Origin of the sequence: Priestia sp. 179-F W1.4 NHS (assembly GCF_045369295.1) — a bacterium.
GTDB lineage: Bacteria > Bacillota > Bacilli > Bacillales > Bacillaceae_H > Priestia > Priestia zanthoxyli.
The window spans coordinates 314,079-331,911 of the sequence record NZ_JBIQFF010000004.1; the positions used below are offsets into that span (position 1 = coordinate 314,079).

General features: G+C 38.2%; 22 protein-coding genes and 1 pseudogene. 17 read left to right on the forward strand and 6 right to left on the reverse strand.

Annotated features, from left to right (window positions below; genetic code table 11):
• Window positions 1–27 precede the first annotated feature (27 nt).
• From ACH0CI_RS20115 to ACH0CI_RS20130, 4 genes and pseudogenes are all read left to right on the forward strand, one after another.
• Window positions 28–330: a YunC family protein gene (locus ACH0CI_RS20115; RefSeq protein ID WP_013059641.1), complete on the forward strand. Its 303-nt coding sequence runs from the start codon at window positions 28–30 to the stop codon at window positions 328–330.
• An 89-nt stretch (window positions 331–419) separates the two neighbouring features.
• Entirely contained in the window at window positions 420–1,172 is a 753-nt protein-coding gene (yunB, locus tag ACH0CI_RS20120) for a sporulation protein YunB (protein ID WP_034264201.1), read from the forward strand.
• Between the two features lie 127 nt (window positions 1,173–1,299).
• Window positions 1,300–1,893: pseudogene (locus tag ACH0CI_RS20125) on the forward strand (SLC5/6 family protein); the annotation flags it as partial.
• 34 nt (window positions 1,894–1,927) lie between these two features.
• Window positions 1,928–2,008: a MetS family NSS transporter small subunit gene (locus ACH0CI_RS20130; protein ID WP_406902159.1), complete on the forward strand. Its 81-nt coding sequence runs from the start codon at window positions 1,928–1,930 to the stop codon at window positions 2,006–2,008.
• Window positions 2,009–2,038: 30 nt separating this feature from the next.
• Here ACH0CI_RS20130 and ACH0CI_RS20135 read toward each other — a convergent pair whose 3' ends face one another.
• A complete protein-coding gene (locus ACH0CI_RS20135) occupies window positions 2,039–3,040 on the reverse strand; it encodes a M23 family metallopeptidase (protein ID WP_028412626.1) in 1,002 nt (333 codons plus the stop codon).
• 316 nt (window positions 3,041–3,356) lie between these two features.
• Here ACH0CI_RS20135 and lipA point away from each other — a divergent pair, with 316 nt between their 5' ends.
• Entirely contained in the window at window positions 3,357–4,256 is a 900-nt protein-coding gene (gene lipA, locus ACH0CI_RS20140) for a lipoyl synthase (RefSeq protein ID WP_013059637.1), read from the forward strand.
• Between the two features lie 120 nt (window positions 4,257–4,376).
• Here the strand turns inward: lipA and ACH0CI_RS20145 are convergent, their stop codons facing one another.
• Window positions 4,377–5,018 (reverse strand): YhcN/YlaJ family sporulation lipoprotein, encoded by a 642-nt coding sequence (locus ACH0CI_RS20145; RefSeq protein ID WP_406902140.1) that lies wholly within the window; start codon window positions 5,016–5,018, stop codon window positions 4,377–4,379.
• Window positions 5,019–5,214: 196 nt separating this feature from the next.
• On the opposite strand from ACH0CI_RS20145, the gene ACH0CI_RS20150 reads away from it, so the two are divergent.
• Complete coding sequence (locus tag ACH0CI_RS20150; RefSeq protein WP_013059635.1) at window positions 5,215–5,490, forward strand: YutD family protein; 276 nt, start codon at window positions 5,215–5,217, stop codon at window positions 5,488–5,490.
• 48 nt (window positions 5,491–5,538) lie between these two features.
• On the opposite strand, the gene ACH0CI_RS20155 is transcribed toward ACH0CI_RS20150, so the two are convergent.
• The gene (locus tag ACH0CI_RS20155; RefSeq protein ID WP_033580450.1) at window positions 5,539–5,805 is read right to left on the reverse strand and encodes a DUF3055 domain-containing protein; all 267 of its coding nucleotides are present in this window, start codon (window positions 5,803–5,805) and stop codon (window positions 5,539–5,541) included.
• 162 nt (window positions 5,806–5,967) lie between these two features.
• Here ACH0CI_RS20155 and ACH0CI_RS20160 point away from each other — a divergent pair, with 162 nt between their 5' ends.
• Window positions 5,968–6,405, forward strand: coding sequence for a DUF86 domain-containing protein (locus ACH0CI_RS20160; RefSeq protein ID WP_406902141.1), 438 nt, complete (start codon window positions 5,968–5,970; stop codon window positions 6,403–6,405).
• Window positions 6,406–6,479: 74 nt separating this feature from the next.
• Complete coding sequence (locus tag ACH0CI_RS20165) at window positions 6,480–7,250, forward strand: TIGR01457 family HAD-type hydrolase (protein ID WP_013059632.1); 771 nt, start codon at window positions 6,480–6,482, stop codon at window positions 7,248–7,250.
• Window positions 7,251–7,287: 37 nt separating this feature from the next.
• Here the strand turns inward: ACH0CI_RS20165 and ACH0CI_RS20170 are convergent, their stop codons facing one another.
• Window positions 7,288–7,788, reverse strand: coding sequence for a phosphatidylglycerophosphatase A family protein (locus ACH0CI_RS20170; protein WP_013059631.1), 501 nt, complete (start codon window positions 7,786–7,788; stop codon window positions 7,288–7,290).
• A gap of 176 nt (window positions 7,789–7,964) precedes the next feature.
• Here ACH0CI_RS20170 and yutH point away from each other — a divergent pair, with 176 nt between their 5' ends.
• The 5 genes from yutH (at window position 7,965) to thrB (ending at window position 13,585) form a co-directional block, all read left to right on the forward strand.
• The gene (yutH, locus tag ACH0CI_RS20175; RefSeq protein ID WP_406902142.1) at window positions 7,965–8,966 is read left to right on the forward strand and encodes a spore coat putative kinase YutH; all 1,002 of its coding nucleotides are present in this window, start codon (window positions 7,965–7,967) and stop codon (window positions 8,964–8,966) included.
• A 117-nt stretch (window positions 8,967–9,083) separates the two neighbouring features.
• The gene (locus ACH0CI_RS20180) at window positions 9,084–10,073 is read left to right on the forward strand and encodes a 2-hydroxyacid dehydrogenase (RefSeq protein WP_406902143.1); all 990 of its coding nucleotides are present in this window, start codon (window positions 9,084–9,086) and stop codon (window positions 10,071–10,073) included.
• 241 nt (window positions 10,074–10,314) lie between these two features.
• Window positions 10,315–11,616, forward strand: coding sequence for a homoserine dehydrogenase (locus ACH0CI_RS20185; protein ID WP_013059628.1), 1,302 nt, complete (start codon window positions 10,315–10,317; stop codon window positions 11,614–11,616).
• A complete protein-coding gene (gene thrC / locus ACH0CI_RS20190; RefSeq protein ID WP_028409600.1) occupies window positions 11,616–12,677 on the forward strand; it encodes a threonine synthase in 1,062 nt (353 codons plus the stop codon). The genes ACH0CI_RS20185 and thrC overlap by 1 nt, the downstream gene beginning before the upstream one ends.
• Window positions 12,671–13,585, forward strand: a complete 915-nt coding sequence (gene thrB, locus ACH0CI_RS20195) for a homoserine kinase (RefSeq protein WP_406902144.1) — start codon at window positions 12,671–12,673, stop codon at window positions 13,583–13,585. Before thrC ends, thrB begins: the two co-directional genes overlap by 7 nt.
• A gap of 89 nt (window positions 13,586–13,674) precedes the next feature.
• On the opposite strand, the gene ACH0CI_RS20200 is transcribed toward thrB, so the two are convergent.
• Window positions 13,675–13,905: a NifU family protein gene (locus tag ACH0CI_RS20200; RefSeq protein ID WP_013059625.1), complete on the reverse strand. Its 231-nt coding sequence runs from the start codon at window positions 13,903–13,905 to the stop codon at window positions 13,675–13,677.
• Between the two features lie 193 nt (window positions 13,906–14,098).
• On the opposite strand from ACH0CI_RS20200, the gene ACH0CI_RS20205 reads away from it, so the two are divergent.
• On the forward strand, window positions 14,099–14,425 hold the full coding sequence (locus ACH0CI_RS20205) for a YuzD family protein (RefSeq protein WP_168761557.1): 327 nt from the start codon (window positions 14,099–14,101) through the stop codon (window positions 14,423–14,425).
• Window positions 14,426–14,468: 43 nt separating this feature from the next.
• Here ACH0CI_RS20205 and ACH0CI_RS20210 read toward each other — a convergent pair whose 3' ends face one another.
• Window positions 14,469–15,533 (reverse strand): NAD(P)/FAD-dependent oxidoreductase, encoded by a 1,065-nt coding sequence (locus ACH0CI_RS20210; protein ID WP_406902145.1) that lies wholly within the window; start codon window positions 15,531–15,533, stop codon window positions 14,469–14,471.
• Window positions 15,534–15,914: 381 nt separating this feature from the next.
• Between ACH0CI_RS20210 and ACH0CI_RS20215 the strand changes: the two genes are divergently transcribed.
• From ACH0CI_RS20215 to ACH0CI_RS20225, 3 genes are all read left to right on the forward strand, one after another.
• On the forward strand, window positions 15,915–16,154 hold the full coding sequence (locus ACH0CI_RS20215) for a YuzB family protein (RefSeq protein ID WP_033580454.1): 240 nt from the start codon (window positions 15,915–15,917) through the stop codon (window positions 16,152–16,154).
• Between the two features lie 302 nt (window positions 16,155–16,456).
• A complete protein-coding gene (dapF, locus tag ACH0CI_RS20220; RefSeq protein ID WP_335387951.1) occupies window positions 16,457–17,311 on the forward strand; it encodes a diaminopimelate epimerase in 855 nt (284 codons plus the stop codon).
• A 74-nt stretch (window positions 17,312–17,385) separates the two neighbouring features.
• Window positions 17,386–17,751, forward strand: a complete 366-nt coding sequence (locus ACH0CI_RS20225) for a HesB/IscA family protein (RefSeq protein WP_025752687.1) — start codon at window positions 17,386–17,388, stop codon at window positions 17,749–17,751.
• The last annotated feature ends 82 nt before the right edge of the window (window positions 17,752–17,833 follow it).

Here is a 17,833-nt window from a genome sequence, read left to right on the forward strand (position 1 = left end):
AATTGATTAAGAAAGGAGTGAGCTACTATGATTACTTTAGCGCCTATCGTAATTGAAGGTCATACGTTTAATGCAGTTACCGTATTGCTGCCAAAAACAACTTTGTTAACCATTTCATCAGATAAAGGCTACATTATGTGCGGAGCACTAGATGTAGGTCTATTAAATGATAAATTAGCTGATCGTCAAATAATAGCTGGAAGAGCTGTAGGTGTACGTACAATTGAGCAGCTTCTTGAAGCGCCGCTTGAATCTGTAACGCTTGAAGCTGAAAAAAGAGGGATTTTTAAAGGCACAATTGGCAAAGATGCTTTATTGAAAATGCTTTAATATAGTCGAGAATTTAAGATAAAACTTTTTAAAAGAAGCGTGAACCTCCTTATACATGCATACATATAGCTTGTAAGGAGGGATTTTTTTTGGTTAAACTTCGTCGGAAATTAACAAGAAAAGGCCCGCTTCCTTTTCGTTACGTTCTGTTGCTCACCTTTCTTTTTTTTATGCTTTCCACAGGGGTAGGATTATGGCTAATTAATAGAGGGATTGAACCAACGTTGATGAAATATGCTGAAGCACAAACAAAAGAGATTGCAACTTTAGTTATTAATAAAGCGGTGAATAAACAGGTACTCGATCAGCTCGACGTAGATGTCATTAAAGTGGAATCTACACCTAACGGTCAAGTAGCCAAAATTGACACAGCGCTTGTGAACCGAGTTAGAGCTCAAACTACGTCATTTGTCCAGGCTAACTTAAAAGAAGCAGAGAAAGGGAATTTAGATGCACTTGAACTTCCAACAGATATTCGTATTGAAAAAAATGAAAAGTTGCGGAATCAAGGAATTGTCTACCAAGTTCCGCTTGGGCAAGCGACTAATAATGCGCTGCTTGGAAATCTGGGTCCGCTGATTCCGGTTAAATTTCATGCTATTGGTGACGTTCAAACAGACGTAGTGCGAAAAATCGAGGAGTATGGAATAAATAATGCGTTTCTTGAAGTATCTATCAAAGTGAAAGTAAACATGCAAATCATTATCCCATTTGCAACTAAAAAAACAACCGTTACGGCTACAATCCCAGTCGGAGGCACCGTTATTCCTGGAAATGTTCCTGACTATTTTAACGGTGGAAACTCGTCTTCTCCGGCGATTGAACTTCCGAAGAAAAATTAACAATATTATATTAACGTGATAAAGTATTATTGAAAAAGCAGGTACGGAAGTTCAAAAAGACTTTCATACCTGCTTTTATTCATTGGTTAATTTATCTGAATTTTCTATAAAAATATTTTGACATACTATTAATGAATTTCCAGCCTTTAAACAGCTGTTTGGCATGTTATTCTTTGCTTCCTTAACATTAGCAGGGTTAACGTCGCTTATTTCAATTATTGAAACATTTGTAGCAGTCATTCAAGATAAATTTACTATCTCACGTACAAAATCCGTATTAATAGGCGGAGGAATCGCTTCAATTTGCTCCCTATTATTTGCAACACAGGGCGGACTTTATTTCTTAGATGTGGTCGCTTATTTCATTAATAACTTCGGAGTTGCTTTAGCAGGCTTAGTAGAAGTTGTATTAGTTGCTTGGGTATTTAAAAAGCTGAGCAGCCTTCAGCAGCATGCAAACGAAGTTTCTGATATTCGAATCGGTTCATGGTGGAAGATATGTTTAGGAGTAGTTACACCGCTTGTACTTGGGTATATGATGTTTGATAACTTCCGAAAAAATATTTCGGAAAATTACGAGCAGTATGCAACGACTTTTGTAGGTCCTTTTGGTTGGGGCGTGGCAGCTCTGGCTGTTATTTTAGGAATTGCTTTTTCTTTTGCACGATGGAAAGATGGGGCGACTCGTTTGTCAGTTAAAGAGAAGGGGGGTTCTAAATAATGGATGGAAGTTCAATTACAATGATGGTGTAGGGATGGTCATCATATGGGGCGGCTTGGCCTCGAGTATTGCTCATGCTGTGAAAAAAGCAAAAGAAAGTAAACCATCAGGATAAAAAAACAGGAAGCATTAGCTTCCTGTTTTTTTATTTTTTCTTTAGTTCTAAACGATCATTTCTTTCCCACGTTCTTAACTGAGGATATGGGTCAAACGACCACTCATTTTTGCCGTTATCTTTATACATTCCGTAATGCAAGTGAGGAGGGAATTTCCCAGAAGTTCCAGGAGGTCCATAACCTGAACTTCCTACTCCGCCAATAAGTGTTCCTGGTTCTACAATTTGTCCTACTTTTAAATTTTTTGCAAATCCGCTTAAATGAGCTAAATAGTGATAGTTATTATGAAGGTCACGAATACCGATTCGCCAGCCTCCATATTTATTCCATCCTTTAAGCTCAATAATGCCATAGCAAGGGGATTTTACTGGAACTCCGTAATCTGCAAAAATGTCTGTTCCTTCATGGATTCGTTTTCCACCCCAGCCGCGCGCATCTCCCCATGTACTGCGATAACTGTAGTTCGCACGGAGAGGGACAGGAAATGAAGAACCTTTTAAATCAATGCGACCGTAATGGCGAAAAATTTTAGCATTCCCTAAAATAATATCAACCGCTTTAGCCCGGTGATAATAGTTCCAAAGCGCAATTTTAATATAGTCTTCGGACACCCCGAACGTCCGAATATAATCTGCCATGGTAAAAAGCATATCTTCATCATTAAATTGGTCTGCTTTTTTGTCTCCGTTCCCATCTTTACCCATTCCCCCGAGAAGAGAAATAGTAAGTGGGTTTGTATCTTCCAAATTTGGATTTAAAGAACCTGACCATTTTTCTGGAGGATAATAAATGGCGATCGCACCTTTTTCTCTTGGAATATCTTTATGAGAGCGTCGAATATTTCGTTCATACTGGTCAATCCCAGCAAAGTAATACCAAGGAATTGTAGTAGCGGCTTCCATTTGGTTATACAGCTCTAATCTCTTTTGAATAAGCATTTTTTCTTGATCTGCTGAAGATTCAGCTGTTACGTGGTGCCATCCTGTGAATATAGACATGAACATAAAAAGTAAGATAATCGTTTTGCGCATCGTGTTTCCCCCTTTCTAAAAATAGTGTGTAACACTAGTTTGCAGCGAGAAAAAAGATTTCATAAATATTAATTAATGGAAATCGCTTCAAAACTTTTTAAAAGAATTTTATTCAGAAGATAAATGGAAATTATATGGAGGATGAAAACGCACACATTTGGATGGAAAATAGAAGAAAACTGAGGAAAATAAAGAGCAGACAACTTGTCGAATCTCACTTTTTTATGATAAAGTGACATATAGTTATGTTTTTAATATGTAGTTAACATTAAGCATATAGGTTATAGACATTTTCTAGATTGGTGGAGTTGATAATATGGCAACAAAAGAAGAGCATGTCCGCAAACCCGAGTGGCTGAAGATTAAGCTAAACACAAACGAAAATTACACAGGCTTAAAGAAAATGATGCGTGAGAAAAACCTTCATACAGTTTGTGAAGAAGCAAGATGTCCGAATATTCATGAGTGTTGGGCTGTTCGTCGTACGGCAACTTTTATGATTTTAGGAGAAGTATGTACACGTGCCTGTCGTTTTTGCGCGGTTAAGACAGGTTTACCAACAGAATTAGATTTAGAAGAGCCAGAACGCGTAGCAGATTCTGTTCAGCTAATGAACTTAAAACATGCGGTTATCACAGTAGTAGCTCGCGATGATTTAAAAGACGGAGGAGCAAGCGTATTAGCTGAAACAATTCGTGCGATTCGTCGTAAAAATCCATTCACAACAATTGAAGTATTGCCTTCTGATATGGGCGGTGTGGAAGAGAACTTACGTATTGTAATGGACGCACGTCCTGATATTTTAAACCATAATATTGAAACAGTACGCAGCCTTACGCCTCGTGTTCGTGCTCGTGCTAAATACGAGCGTTCTCTTGAGTTCCTTCGCCGTGCAAAAGAAATGCAGCCGGATATCCCTACAAAATCAAGTATCATGCTTGGTCTAGGAGAAACAAAAGAAGAAATTATTGAAACGATGGATGATTTGCGTGCGAACAATGTAGATATTATGACGCTAGGCCAATATCTACAGCCAACTAAAAAGCACATAAAAGTTCAGAAATATTACCATCCAAATGAGTTTGAAGAGCTAAAAGAAATTGCATTATCAAAAGGATTCAGCCATGTCGAAGCAGGTCCTCTTGTACGTTCTTCTTACCATGCAGATGAGCAAGTTAATGCTGCTGCCAAAAACAAAGCACAAGAAAGCAAATAAGGTAAAAAGAGGCTGGGACGAAAGTAGTTTAGCCGAAGTGAAAAACGAACCATTAATCAAATTGTTTGATTAGTGGTTCGTTTTTTTTGTTACGGTTGACGTAAAATTTATCTGTGTTGTTTATTCCACCATATCTTTGTCAGTCATCGGTTCATTCAATTCGTTTTTCTCTCTTCCATTTGCATCTTCTCCGCCGTTCATTTTACGCCCTTGGGGAGATTTTAGCATTTGTTGAATAACAGCATCGATTCGTTTTCTAGCATCATTTGTTTGTGTATTCATTTCACTGATATTTTCGATTTGGTCCATCTGTTTCGGATTATCTGAGACGTATACATGATAATAACGAGGGACTACAGACATAGCTGTACGTTTTACCTGATCGGCTGCGTTATTCCTGTTTTTAGCATCTGTTTTATAAGCAACAAGCACATCTTTATCCGTTACTAGCGTAGCGGCTTGTTTAATATTTGGGATAGCGGTGCTCAGTTTACTAATATTGTCGGCTGCTTCCTCTCGGTTAAATGTTCCTACTTGGTTCATATTGGAACTTTGTTCATTTGTGTTTTTAGTGTATCGGACATATCCATAATTTGTGCCGCTATTATTATTTGGATTATAATAATGATTAGGCTCGTTTACATTAATGGCATCTGGGTTGTTTGGTGATAAATTTTTATTTTCAGCTGTGTTTTTATTTTGACAGCCAATGGTTAAAATACTTGTTATTAAAGCGATTCCAAGAATAGATTTCTTCACCATTTCCACCTCCTGTAGTTAAATATCGTACGCCAGGTAAACCGGCGAACCTTCATGTGGAGCATAAAAGATCAGTAGGTATACCGATAAAACTCCTACAGGATTAGAGTGCTGCTTATACGTGAAAAATTTCATGTTAATTGATGGTTTCATCATCATAATTATGGTATGGTAAATTTTAAGAGAAGAGGTGTGAGCAATGGTCTGTATCAATAATATTTGTTATGAAGTATTAAAAGATGAGCGCGAGGCATTTAATGAAGAGGCGTTTAGAGGTCGCTTTATCGACGTGCTGAGCCGCTATGACTATATTGTGGGAGATTGGGGATACAATCAGCTTCGACTGCGAGGCTTTTTTGATGATCGTAACCAGAAGGCAACGTATGATACGAAGATTAGTACGCTTCAAGATTATTTACATGAATATTGTAATTTTGGCTGTGCGTATTTTGTCTTAAAAAAAGTCCATAAGTAAAAAAAGGCAAGCCGAAGACACTAATTGTCCTTCACGCTGCCTTTTTTTTTAGATGATTTCATATAAAAATTCGCGAAGTTCTTGACCATCTTCGCTGTTTAGTTTAAATACTTCTTCAAGATAGTGGGGTTCTTCAAGGTCGTCTTGTCCAATAATGGCAAAGCGTCCTCCTTGAATATCAAGAACAACTTGTTTGCCATAATAACGGTCGGTTTGGATAATAGCTAAATCAAATCGTTGATTTTCGCCCATAAAGCTGACAAACCGGGTCTTTGTAGAGACGACATCGTCATATAGATAAAAGCGTTCGCTCATAGGTATACTCCTTTCATAGGTTGTATTTGTATCATATCAAATAAGGTCAAAAACAAAAATGAATTTATCAAATGGATAATGGGTCATGATAAAATAGAACAGGAACCCCGTTTGTTTATGAAAGAAGATTTATACAGAGCTGACAACTAGGGAGGAAATAATATGTACTTTGTAGATCGTGAAAAAATAGAAGCCACGCTTGTTTTTTTTGATGAACACGTTCGTTTGTTTGTTGAGCATTCGAGCTGGAACACAGAAATAGAGAAAAAGGCATTAGAGAGAATTGTACATCTTTTAATTGAAAACGTTTTAGATGTAGGAAATGCAATGATTGATGGTTTTATTATGAGAGACCCAGGCAGTTACGATGATATCATTGACATTTTAGTTGATGAGAAAGTGGTTAAAAAAGAGGAAGAAACACCATTAAAAGAGATTGTTCAATTGCGTAAAAGCCTTGTTCAAGAATATGTGGATGTTAATCATCAGGATATTTATCAAAAAGTGATGCAGCATAAAGACGTACTGGCGGCATTTTCAGAGCGCGTAAGGACATATCTAGAGACAGAGTTAGGACCTGTGTCTGCTTTTCGTAATTAAAGGCAAGCAATTTGTAGTTGTATAAAAAATAAGCTATGATTTCAAGTATGAGACTTGAAAGGAGATCACACAACATGAAGGAATATAAAGGATATTTGATTGATTTAGATGGAACCATGTACAAAGGAACAGAGCTAATTGCCGAGGCGCGTGATTTTGTTATTAAATTAAAGGAAAAAGGAATTCCTTATTTATTTGTAACAAACAACTCAACAAAAACGCCCGATAAAGTAGCTGAAAAGCTAGAGGCATTTGGCATTCCTGCAACAGAAGAGCAAGTTTTTACAACGAGCCAGGCAACAGCTAATTATTTGCATGAACGCAAAGCAAACGCTTCAGCTTATGTAATTGGTGGAGAAGGAATCCGACATGCGTTGCTTGAAAAAGGATTTACCATTGAAGAGGAAGATACGGATTTCGTAGTTGTTGGTTTGGATCAGGAAATTACATATGAAAAATTAGCAAAAGCATGTTTAAACGTTCGAAACGGGGCCTTTTTTGTTTCGACGAACGGAGATATTGCGATTCCTACTGAAAGAGGCTTACTGCCTGGTAATGGATCTATCACGTCCGTTATTACGGTTTCTACTCAAACAAATCCAGTATTTATTGGTAAACCAGAAAGTATTATTATGGAGCAAGCCCTTGAAGTCATCGGTACGCCAAAAGAAGAAACAATCATGATTGGTGATTACTATGATACAGATATTTTAGCAGGGATGAATGCAGGCTTAGATACATTATTAGTCCATACAGGGGTAACAACAAGAGAGTTACTAGAAGGATATGAGAAAAAGCCAACTTATACGGTAGATTCACTAAAAGAGTGGATGGAGCGAATTTAAAAAGCTGTCAATTGACAGCTTTTTTTGTTTTTAAAACCTATTCTTGACTGGCAGCCCGATGCGCTAACCGGCTAGAAGCAGCGGCAGCAATTGCGCCTACTAAATCATCTAAGAAAGTGTGGCACTCTCCAGTAGATTTATCGTTTAATCTTTCTAAAATACCCGGCTTTTGTTTATCAATATACCCGTAATTGGTAAAGCCGATTGATCCGTACACATTTACAATCGATAATGCTAAAATTTCGTCGATACCGTATAAACCTTCATCTTTCTCAAGAATATCCAACAGAGGCGGCTCAATCACTTTTTTTTCCGTGAGGACATCTAGTTGAATACCCGTTAAAATAGCATTTTGAACTTCTCGTTTAGAAATGACGCGCTCAACGTTATATAAACAGTCTTCGATTGTTAAGTTTGGGTGATACTTTTTTTGCAAGTAATAGACCAGTTCAGCAATGTCTGTAAGAGCCACGCCGCGTTCTATTAACCATTCTCTTGCTTTTTTTTCTAATTCACTTTGTGTATGTTTTTTCTCCAAGTATCATCACCTGTTTTCTATATATTTTTAAGTCTAAAGTTGTTTCATACTACTAACCCGGAGTAAATAACTATAAATGGTGTATTTCTAATCTATTCATTCCTCCGTAAATATTATGACAAGTAATGTTGTTTTCCATCATATAATTTCTTGAATGAATGAAGAGAGGGATTAAAATGATACAAACCATTTATGAGCATTACGGATTACGTCCAAATGAATTTATGCCCGTTGGTAAATTTGAAGGTTTTCAGTATCGAGATATTTTATATACAATCATTAATGTAAAGCAAATGGAACAAGACGAGTTAAATGAACTATATCAAATGAGTCAATTTCTGATGGGCCAAGGTGATCGCCATGTGGCAACATTTATGCCTAATTTAAATGGAGAAATGATTACAGAAACTGAAACTGAAAAGTTTATCATTTGCCGATGTCTTGCGGAAGAGAAAAACCCCAATTTTTCACCTGGGCGCGAGCTAGCTGTTTTTCATCAAAAAGGGAGGCTGTTTCCTTATGAAGTGGAAAAAGCAAACCGGCTAGGGCAATGGAAGTCCATGTGGGAGAAGCGTCTCGACCAGATGGAGCAATTTTGGTATGGAAGATTACGTGCTTTACCTAATCAAGAGATGGAAAAACGTTTTTTAGAAACTTTTCCTTATTACCTAGGATTAACGGAAAATGCTATTCAATACCTAGTAGACACGGAAATTGACGATTTGCCCCGGTCAGTTGACGCTGCGACGATTTGTCATCATCGGTTCGGCCAAAAAACATGGGGGGAAGACCACGTTTACAAGCTCCCGGCAGACTGGGTTTTCGATCACCCTAGCAGAGATATAGCTGAATATATAAGGGAACAATATTTATTAACATACGCTGTCGATGAAAGGCACATGCATCAGTTTTTAAGTGAATACGAAAAGGTAAATCCACTTTCTTCTTTTTCATGGAGACTGTTATATGCTAGACTTCTTTTTCCCGTTCATTATTTTGAGGTCATTGAAGGATACTACAGTGTACAAGATGAGCGGGAAAAACAAAAGTATTATGAGAAGCTTGAAGGAGTATTAGCTCATTCTTCTCACTACGAAGCTTTTCTGAAGCGCTTTTACCAGTCGGTAGGCATTTCAACGTCTCGTTATCACATTCCTGAATTAACATGGATTCATTAAAAAGCGATTACTATAGAATATGATAAAATAGAAAAATAGGTGTTGGATAATCCAAACCCGTTTTTCTATTTTGTTTTTGTGCATGCAGTTTAAAAAGGATAAAGAGGTGGCGTACATATGGACAAGCCGTTTGTATTTATTACGAGAAAAATACCGAATGAATTAATTGAACCTTTAAAGGCAGTAGCGAATGTGGAAATGTGGGATAAAGAAGATGAGGCAGTTCCTCATGAGCTGCTTTGTGAAAAAGCTAAGCACGCACATGCTCTATTAACAATGCTTTCAGACCGTATTGACAGTGAATTGCTTACGCAAGCTCCTCATTTAAAGCTTGTAGCTAACTTAGCGGTCGGATTCGATAATATTGACATAGAAGCGGCAACTGAACGCGGAGTTATCGTTTCTAATACACCCGATGTTTTATCTGATACAACAGCGGATTTAACGTTTGGTTTGTTAATGAGTGTAGCTAGACGTTTAGTAGAAGCTGCTGAATACGTGAAAGAAAATCAGTGGAAAAGCTGGAGCCCATTTTTGTTAGCGGGTAGAGATGTTCATCATAAAACATTAGGTATTGTTGGAATGGGGAAAATTGGAGAGACGCTTGCGAAACGTGCTACAGGTTTTGATATGGAAATCTTGTATCACAATCGGAGCCGCAACCTCCAAGCAGAACAAAAGCTCGATGCAGTTTACTGTGAGTTAAATGAGCTGCTTGAGCGATCTGATTTTATTGTTTGTTTGACACCGTTAACGGACGAAACCAAACATTTATTTAATGCTGAAGCATTTAAACAGATGAAAACAACTGCGATTTTTATTAATGCTTCAAGAGGAGCAGTGGTTGATGAGCAAGCATTATTACATGCGATTCAATCTGGTAAAATTGCTGGAGCTGGCTTGGATGTATTCGACCAAGAGCCTATTTCTGCTTCTCATCCTCTTCTTCAGTTGCCTAATGTTATCGGGCTTCCTCATATCGGCAGTGCGAGTATCGAAACGCGCACGGAAATGATTTCTTTATGTGTTAAAAACATTAAAGCAGTACTTACAAACGAGTCTCCTATTACAATTGTAAATAAAGAAGCGTTTGCGAAAAAATCATAACAGAAAAAGGCAATTTCATTTCGGTGAAATTGTCTTTTTTTTATTAAAAAACAGTGGGAGCCATGTTATGATAATAAAATGAAATATTTTAAAAATTTACATTTATCTTTATATATCAATTTTTTTAACGAGTTTACGAGAAAAGATGGCAAGTAAACCTTGTAAAAAAGAAAAATAAGGTCTATAATGTCCTCTATAAGAGAACAAATGTATACGTAGAAAGAACACAGAGGTGAGGAATATGACAAAAAGTATTTCAGTAGGATTATTAGGGTTAGGAACGGTAGGAAGCGGAGTAGTCAAAATTATTGAAAATCATCAGGATAAATTAAGTCATCAAGTCGGATGTCCTGTAGAAGTTAAAAAAGTAGTAGTCAAAGATATTGATAAGAAACGTGACGTAGAAATCAGTGAAGATAAATTAACAACGAATGTTGAAGACGTTTTACATAACGCGGAGATTGACGTTGTCATTGAAGTAATGGGTGGCGTTGAAGAAACAAGAGATTATATCTTAACAGCCCTTCGTAATAAAAAGCATGTTGTAACGGCAAACAAAGATTTAATGGCAGTTTACGGCTCAGAATTGTTAACAGTAGCTTCTGAAAATAACTGTGATTTATTTTATGAAGCAAGTGTAGCAGGCGGTATACCAATTCTTCGTGGATTAGCAGATGGATTAGCGTCTGATCGTATTACCAAAATGATGGGAATTGTAAATGGTACAACAAACTTCATTTTAACGAAAATGACAAAAGAAGGAAGCGCTTATGATGAAGTGTTAAAAGAAGCGCAGGATTTAGGATATGCTGAAGCGGATCCAACTTCTGACGTAGGTGGTTTAGATGCTGCTCGCAAAATGGCAATCTTGGCTACACTAGGATTTTCAATGAAAATTGACTTGGACGATGTTCGTGTTCAAGGTATTACAGAAGTAACGGAAGAAGACTTGCAATATAGTAAACAATTAGGCTATACGATGAAACTGATTGGATATGCACATCGTGACGGCGACAATGTAGAAGTTAGTGTTCAGCCAACTCTTTTAGCAGACACACATCCTCTTGCTTCAGTAAGCGATGAGTACAATGCTGTATATGTATACGGAGAAGCTGTTGGAGAAACGATGTTTTATGGACCGGGGGCAGGAAGCCTGCCAACTGCCACTGCTGTCGTATCAGATTTAGTAGGTGTTATGAAAAACATGCGTTTAGGTGTGAATGGTAAAAGTGCGGTAACGCCTCAGTATCCAAAACAGTTAAAAGCAGAAGATGAAATGTTCTCGAAGCATTTCTTACGTATTCATGTTAAAGATCAAGTTGGAGCATTTGCAAAATTAACAACGCTATTTTCAGAGCGTGGCGTGAGCTTCGAAAAAATTATTCAACTTCCTGTGAAAGGAAGCGAATTAGCTGAGATTGTTGTTGTTACACATAAAACATCTCAAAAAGATTATGAGGAAATCCTTCAGCAGCTTCGGGATTTACCAATTGTAGAAAATGTAAAAAGCAGTTACCGCGTAGAGGGAGTTGGCACAGTATGATGTGGAAAGGTCTATTAGCAGAATATAAAGAGTTTTTACCTGTAACAGAGAACACACCTATGCTTACACTACATGAAGGAAATACGCCTTTAATTCATCTTGCTCATTTATCAAAAGAGCTAGGCATTGATTTACATGTGAAAGTAGAAGGGTTAAATCCAACGGGGTCATTTAAAGACCGCGGAATGGTAATGGCTGTAGCAAAAGCGAAAGAAGAAGGAAGCAATACGGTTATTTGTGCATCTACAGGTAACACATCCGCAGCTGCAGCAGCTTATGCATCACGCGCTGGCATGCGCTGTATCGTTGTTATTCCAAATGGAAAAATTGCGATGGGGAAATTAGCTCAAGCAGTTATGTACGGTGCAGAAATTGTAGCAATTGAAGGAAACTTTGACCAAGCGCTCTCTATGGTTCGTAAGCTAAGTGAAACATCACCGGTTGCACTTGTAAACTCTGTGAACCCATACCGTATTGAAGGGCAAAAAACAGCTTCTTTCGAGATTTGTGAACAGCTTGGAAAAGCGCCGGACGTTTTAGCTATCCCAGTGGGGAATGCAGGGAATATTACAGCTTACTGGAAAGGATTCAAAGAATACAGTGAGCGTCACCAAACGTCTCTTCCTCACATGCATGGTTTTGAAGCAGAGGGTGCAGCGGCGATCGTGCGTAATCAAGTTATCGAAAATCCAGAAACAATTGCAACGGCTATTCGAATCGGAAATCCAGCAAGCTGGGATTATGCTGTAAACGCAGCAAAAGAATCAAACGGAAAAATTGATGAAGTGACAGATGAACAAATCTTAGAAGCATATCGTACAATTGCACGCAAAGAAGGCGTATTTGCAGAGCCAGGTTCTTGCGCTTCAATTGCTGGTGTGTTTAAAGATGTAGCTTCTGGTAAAATTGCAAAAGGTTCAACGGTTGTAGCTGTACTAACAGGTAATGGATTAAAAGATCCAAATGTAGCAATCGATGCTCATAACGTAAAGCCAGTGGTTTTACCAAATGATGAAGAAAAGGTATTTGAGTATATCCAAGGTGTCGTTGCTTCATGCTAGAAAATGAGCGTTTTGTCATTACGGTCCCAGCTAGCTCTGCTAATTTAGGGCCAGGATTTGATTCCATTGGAGTGGCTTTATCCCGCTACTTAAGATTAACAGTAGAGCGTCATGACGAATGGGTTTTTATCCCTGAAACGAAAGAAGTGCAAAGTATTCCTACAGGTACAGATAACTTAATGTATGAAGTGGCACAAGACGTGGCTCGTCAATTTAACATTGATCTTCCAAGTGCGAAGGTCAATGTTTGGAGCAACATTCCATTAGCAAGAGGACTTGGAAGCAGTGCATCGGCTATCGTAGCTGGAATCGAGCTGGCCAATGTACTGTGTGACTTGCGTTTATCAAAAAGAGAAAAGCTTCGCATCAGCAGCTTAATGGAAGGACATCCTGATAACGTCAGCCCGTCTATTTACGGCGGCATCGTTGTTGGTTACCATCATGAAAAGGAAACATACATTGCTCAAATACCTGAATTTGATGTCGATATTGTGATGGCTATTCCAGAATATGAATTAAAAACAACGGATGCCCGTGATGTGCTGCCTTCCGATATTAATTATCGCCATGCAGTAGAAGCTGGAGCAATAGGCAACATGCTAGTAGCAGCCTTGTTAAATAAAGATTTGCCTCTGGCAGGCGAATTTATGGAGAAAGATTTATATCACGAACCATATCGCATGAGACTCGTGCCAGAACTTTCTCTTGTGCGAAAAGAAGCAAAAGCTCTCGGCGCATACGGTGTGTCACTAAGCGGAGCCGGTCCGAGTGTATTATGTTTAGCACCAAAAGGAAAAGGAAAAGGGATTGCTGAACATATGTATGCTTTACTGCCGAACTGTGAAATAGATGTTTTACAAATTGACCGCAAAGGTGTATTTGTAGAAGCTGAAGTCACAACGAGCTAATAAAAAAATCCTCATTCATTTGAATGAGGATTTTTCATTTGCAAGCCCCAATAAAATGGGAGGTTGCTTTTATAATAAAATCAAAGAGATTAGAATACTTGTTCTACTTCAACTACACCAGGTACTTCTTCTAAAAGGGCACGTTCGATACCAGCTTTTAGCGTAATTGTTGAACTTGGGCAGCTTCCGCAAGCGCCTAAAAGACGTAATTTTACAATACCATCCTCTACGTCTACTAGCTCACAGTCTCCACCGTCGCGAAGTAAAAACGGACGAAGTTTTTCTAATACTTCTTGAACTTGCTCGTGCATTTCTGACATAACTATCGACTCCTTTCTTCTACTCTTATTATAAACGGTCTTTCATGAAAAATCTATTGGAGTATACATCGTAATGTTACCTTAAAAGAAAAAGATGTGCAATGAATCAGTTTTGTGTAAAATAGTATTCATAATGAAGTAAAAGTGTGAATAATCGTACAGTTTATATGTAAAGATTCAAGGGGGATGTGCTATGCAGTCAACTGAGGTAGAAGTGTGTATTTATGGAGCTGAAATTGTTTGTGCAAGCTGTGTTAACCTGCCGTCTTCAAAAGACACCTATGATTGGCTAGAGGCAGCTATTTCTCGTAAATATCCGAACCAACCGTTTGCTATCACGTATGTAGATATAAACGAGCCGCATACGGATCCGGAAAAAGCAGCTTTTGCCAAGCGTGTGATTGACGAAGATTTATTCTATCCTGTAGTGGTCATTAATGGAGAAATTGTTGGGGAAGGCAATCCGAAATTAAAGCGCGTATTTGAGGAAATGGAGAAGTATGGTTTCCGCGCATCATAACGAAAAAAGCCGTTAGATTGTCAGTCATCTAACGGCTTTTGTTTTATCCACTGTGGTGTTTATACATCCAAAGAATACCTGATTTCAATAATCGAGCTACGCGTCCTGTAATCGGACGTTCGGCAACTAAGCCAAACCCATGCTTTTTGCCTAATGAACCAAGTATGCCTTTTAATTTAATAGTTGGCAATTCATCAGGAAGCGCTTCGCCTTTCCAGCGGTGAAGAAGCACTTGCACAATTTGTTCAGCCTGACCTTCTGCAAGCTGAGCACTTGGGGCGTGCGGTAGGCTTGCACAGTCACCCAAAATGTAGACATTTTCATCGTCAGGCAAGTTATGGTATTTTGTCAATACGACGCGTCCTTGAGGATCTTTTTCCACGTCTAAATCGCGTACCACTTTATTTGGCTGAATGCCTGCTGTCCACACGATTGCATCGCTTTGAACGGGCTCATCATGATTATAAAGAATGTTCGGTTCTACTTTTGTAATATTAGCACTATTTACAATTTCGACACCGTTTGAAGTAAACCAAGTTTGAACGTAATTGCTTAAACGTTCTGGGAAAGCAGATAAAATTAATTTACCGCGGTCAAATAAGATGATTTTTAAATCCGGGCGGCTTTCTCTTAGCTCACTTGCCAGTTCTACTCCGCTTAATCCAGCTCCGACAATTGAAACAGTAGCGTGGGCCGGTAAGTTGTTTAATGTCTGATAAGTTGCTCGTGAAGCATCAATGGATTGAATGCTGTATGTATGCTCAAGAGCTCCGGGAACTCCATGATATTTATCTTCGCATCCGAGTCCTACAATCAGGTCATCGTAAGCGATCATTTGATCATCCACATAGACGCATTTCTCTTTCAGGTCTATTCGTTTTACACAGCCGTAGCGAATTTTTAAGCGAGGGTGTTCAGGAAAAGCAACACGGACATGTTGATCAGAGATTGTTCCAGCTGCAAGTGCATAGAATTCAGTTTTTAGTGAGTGATAAGGTGCTTTGTCAATAAGCGTTACTTCTAAATCGTTAGGCAATTGATTCGGAAAAAGGCGCTGCAAAATGCGCATACCACCGTATCCGCCGCCCAGTATGACAAGGTTCTTCATGTGAATTTCCCCTTTAGCTTCATGCATTTTTGTTTTCTCTCTATTATTCTTGCTTTTAAGAATAGGAGGGTACAAATTACCGTTAATAAGGATGGTTGCCAAAAAGATATGAAAGGCTATATAAGATAACATATTTTACTTAAATAATAATTTAATATAACCTCGTTTGGTTTTCTATACATAAAAGTATAACTAAATTAATAAAAAACCACAATATGTTTCAACATAATTTCAAGCTATCCACGTAATAAAGCTTATTTATGCGTTTTTGAAAAAAGTCTATAAATCTAAAAAGCGCGCGCGAAATGAACGTGAATTTCTAAAGTTGACGTTGAAAATGAAAGGAGATAGGATAAACTAATAGTAGAGAGGTGAAAAAACGTGATACAGCCAATTATTGAATTTTGCGTTAGCAATTTAGCCAGCGGTTCTCAAGCAGCTTTAGAAAAGCTTGAAAAAGATCCAAATCTAGATATTATTGAATACGGATGTTTAGGTTATTGCGGGAAATGTTCACAATCTTTATTTGCCTTGGTAAATGGAGAGATTGTTACGGCGGAAACACCTGAACAGTTAGTAGATAATATCTACATTCATTTAGAAGAAAACCCAATGTTTTAAACTACCCCCGCTGTCGTATCTCTTTTTAGCAGGAGAGGGACATGAGGCTAATAGAATAGATGATGTAAGCACGGCTAGTCTTGCCGTGCTTTTTTATGCGTTTTTGCACAAATATATGCGCTTTAACCATCCTCTTTGTAATCATAAAGCTTCTTTTGTTTTTTAATACTCTAAAGGAGGACAAAATAAAAAACCCCTTAATCTTTATGATTAAGGAGCTAAAAAAACGGGGGATGATATTATTGTGTACAAAAGAGAATCACTTTATACTAGAGCTACATAAAAAAATAATGGGTGATAATATGAAAAAATTTCAGTTTACAAAAATGCATGCACTTGGCAACAACTATATCTACGTAAATATGTTTGAAGAACATATAGAAGAGCAAGAGTTAGCACCGCTTGCTGTAAAAGTCTCAAATGTTTATACGGGAATCGGATCGGATGGAATGATTCTTATTTGTCCATCTGAACGCGCAGATGTGAAAATGCGCGTATTTAATAATGACGGCTCGGAAGCAAAAAACTGCGGAAACGGTTTAAGATGTGTAGCTAAATATGCATACGAACATAATTTAGTAACAAGCGAAAGATTTTTTATCGAAACGCTTTCTGGAGTTGTAGAAGCAACGGTGCATCCGCAGGGAAATGAAGTTCCAGAAGTAACAATCGATATGGGAGAGCCTATTTTAGCTAGAGAACAAATTCCGATGACGGGAGCAAGCCAATACCAAGTTGTTGATGAAGAGATGGAATTTGGAAAAGAACGGTTAAAAGGGACGGCGGTATCAATGGGAAATCCTCACGTCGTCTTTTATGTAAATAATATTGAACAAGCGCCTCTTACTACACTAGGTCCGGTAGTTGAAAAAGATGCGCGTTTTCCAGAAGGAGTGAACGTTGAATTTGTCGAGGTAGTGAACGAAAGAGAGCTGAACTTTCGCGTATGGGAAAGAGGTTCGGGTATCACTCAAGCATGCGGGACAGGAGCATGCGCTGCTGTTGTTTCTTCTGTGTTAAATGAGAAGACGAAAAAAGATGTGCCTACTGTTGTACACCTCGCTGGAGGAGATTTAACGATTGTTTGGCAAAATAAAGGCAATGTGTTAATGACAGGTCCAGCCAATGTGATTTGCGACGGCACGTATTATTATTAAAAATGAAGAAGCAGACGATTTGTCGTCACAGACATTTCGTCGTATACTAAACAAAAAAGGAGGTCTGTTTAAAAATGAGTCAAGATATCCTAACAATTACAGAAGCTGCAAGCTTTCAAATAAAAGATATGATGAAAGAACATGAAGAAGAAAATGCTTATTTACGTGTTACTGTAAATGGAGGAGGCTGCTCAGGTCTTTCTTACGGCATGGGTTTTGCACACGAAGTAAATGAAAACGATACGCTGTTTGAACAACATGGCATTAAGATTCTTGTAGATAGCGAAAGTGCTCCAATTTTAAAAGATGTAAAAATTGATTACAAGCAATCTATGCTAGGCGGAGGGTTTACAATTGATAACCCGAACGCCATTGCAGCATGCGGCTGCGGCTCTTCTTTCCGTACAGCAAGCAACGCAGGTGCTCCTGAAGAGTGCTAAGTATATTTTTATAAAAAAGCTTTCTTCACCTCATCTGGTGAAGAAGCTTTTTTAGTGAGAAATTTTTGTATGTTACATCATC

Coding starts and splice junctions, on each gene's coding strand:
- ACH0CI_RS20135 (WP_028412626.1), bottom strand. CDS start 3,040: ATGCGCAAAACGATTATCTTACTTTTTATGTTCATGTCTATATTCACA.
- ACH0CI_RS20210 (WP_406902145.1), bottom strand. CDS start 15,533: ATGAAGAACCTTGTCATACTGGGCGGCGGATACGGTGGTATGCGCATT.
- thrC (WP_028409600.1), top strand. CDS start 11,616: ATGTGGAAAGGTCTATTAGCAGAATATAAAGAGTTTTTACCTGTAACA.
- yutH (WP_406902142.1), top strand. CDS start 7,965: ATGATACAAACCATTTATGAGCATTACGGATTACGTCCAAATGAATTT.
- ACH0CI_RS20180 (WP_406902143.1), top strand. CDS start 9,084: ATGGACAAGCCGTTTGTATTTATTACGAGAAAAATACCGAATGAATTA.
- ACH0CI_RS20165 (WP_013059632.1), top strand. CDS start 6,480: ATGAAGGAATATAAAGGATATTTGATTGATTTAGATGGAACCATGTAC.
- ACH0CI_RS20145 (WP_406902140.1), bottom strand. CDS start 5,018: ATGGTGAAGAAATCTATTCTTGGAATCGCTTTAATAACAAGTATTTTA.
- ACH0CI_RS20225 (WP_025752687.1), top strand. CDS start 17,386: ATGAGTCAAGATATCCTAACAATTACAGAAGCTGCAAGCTTTCAAATA.
- ACH0CI_RS20155 (WP_033580450.1), bottom strand. CDS start 5,805: ATGAGCGAACGCTTTTATCTATATGACGATGTCGTCTCTACAAAGACC.
- ACH0CI_RS20205 (WP_168761557.1), top strand. CDS start 14,099: ATGCAGTCAACTGAGGTAGAAGTGTGTATTTATGGAGCTGAAATTGTT.
- ACH0CI_RS20160 (WP_406902141.1), top strand. CDS start 5,968: ATGTACTTTGTAGATCGTGAAAAAATAGAAGCCACGCTTGTTTTTTTT.
- lipA (WP_013059637.1), top strand. CDS start 3,357: ATGGCAACAAAAGAAGAGCATGTCCGCAAACCCGAGTGGCTGAAGATT.
- dapF (WP_335387951.1), top strand. CDS start 16,457: ATGAAAAAATTTCAGTTTACAAAAATGCATGCACTTGGCAACAACTAT.
- thrB (WP_406902144.1), top strand. CDS start 12,671: ATGCTAGAAAATGAGCGTTTTGTCATTACGGTCCCAGCTAGCTCTGCT.
- ACH0CI_RS20115 (WP_013059641.1), top strand. CDS start 28: ATGATTACTTTAGCGCCTATCGTAATTGAAGGTCATACGTTTAATGCA.
- ACH0CI_RS20185 (WP_013059628.1), top strand. CDS start 10,315: ATGACAAAAAGTATTTCAGTAGGATTATTAGGGTTAGGAACGGTAGGA.
- ACH0CI_RS20130 (WP_406902159.1), top strand. CDS start 1,928: ATGGTCATCATATGGGGCGGCTTGGCCTCGAGTATTGCTCATGCTGTG.
- ACH0CI_RS20200 (WP_013059625.1), bottom strand. CDS start 13,905: ATGTCAGAAATGCACGAGCAAGTTCAAGAAGTATTAGAAAAACTTCGT.
- ACH0CI_RS20150 (WP_013059635.1), top strand. CDS start 5,215: ATGGTCTGTATCAATAATATTTGTTATGAAGTATTAAAAGATGAGCGC.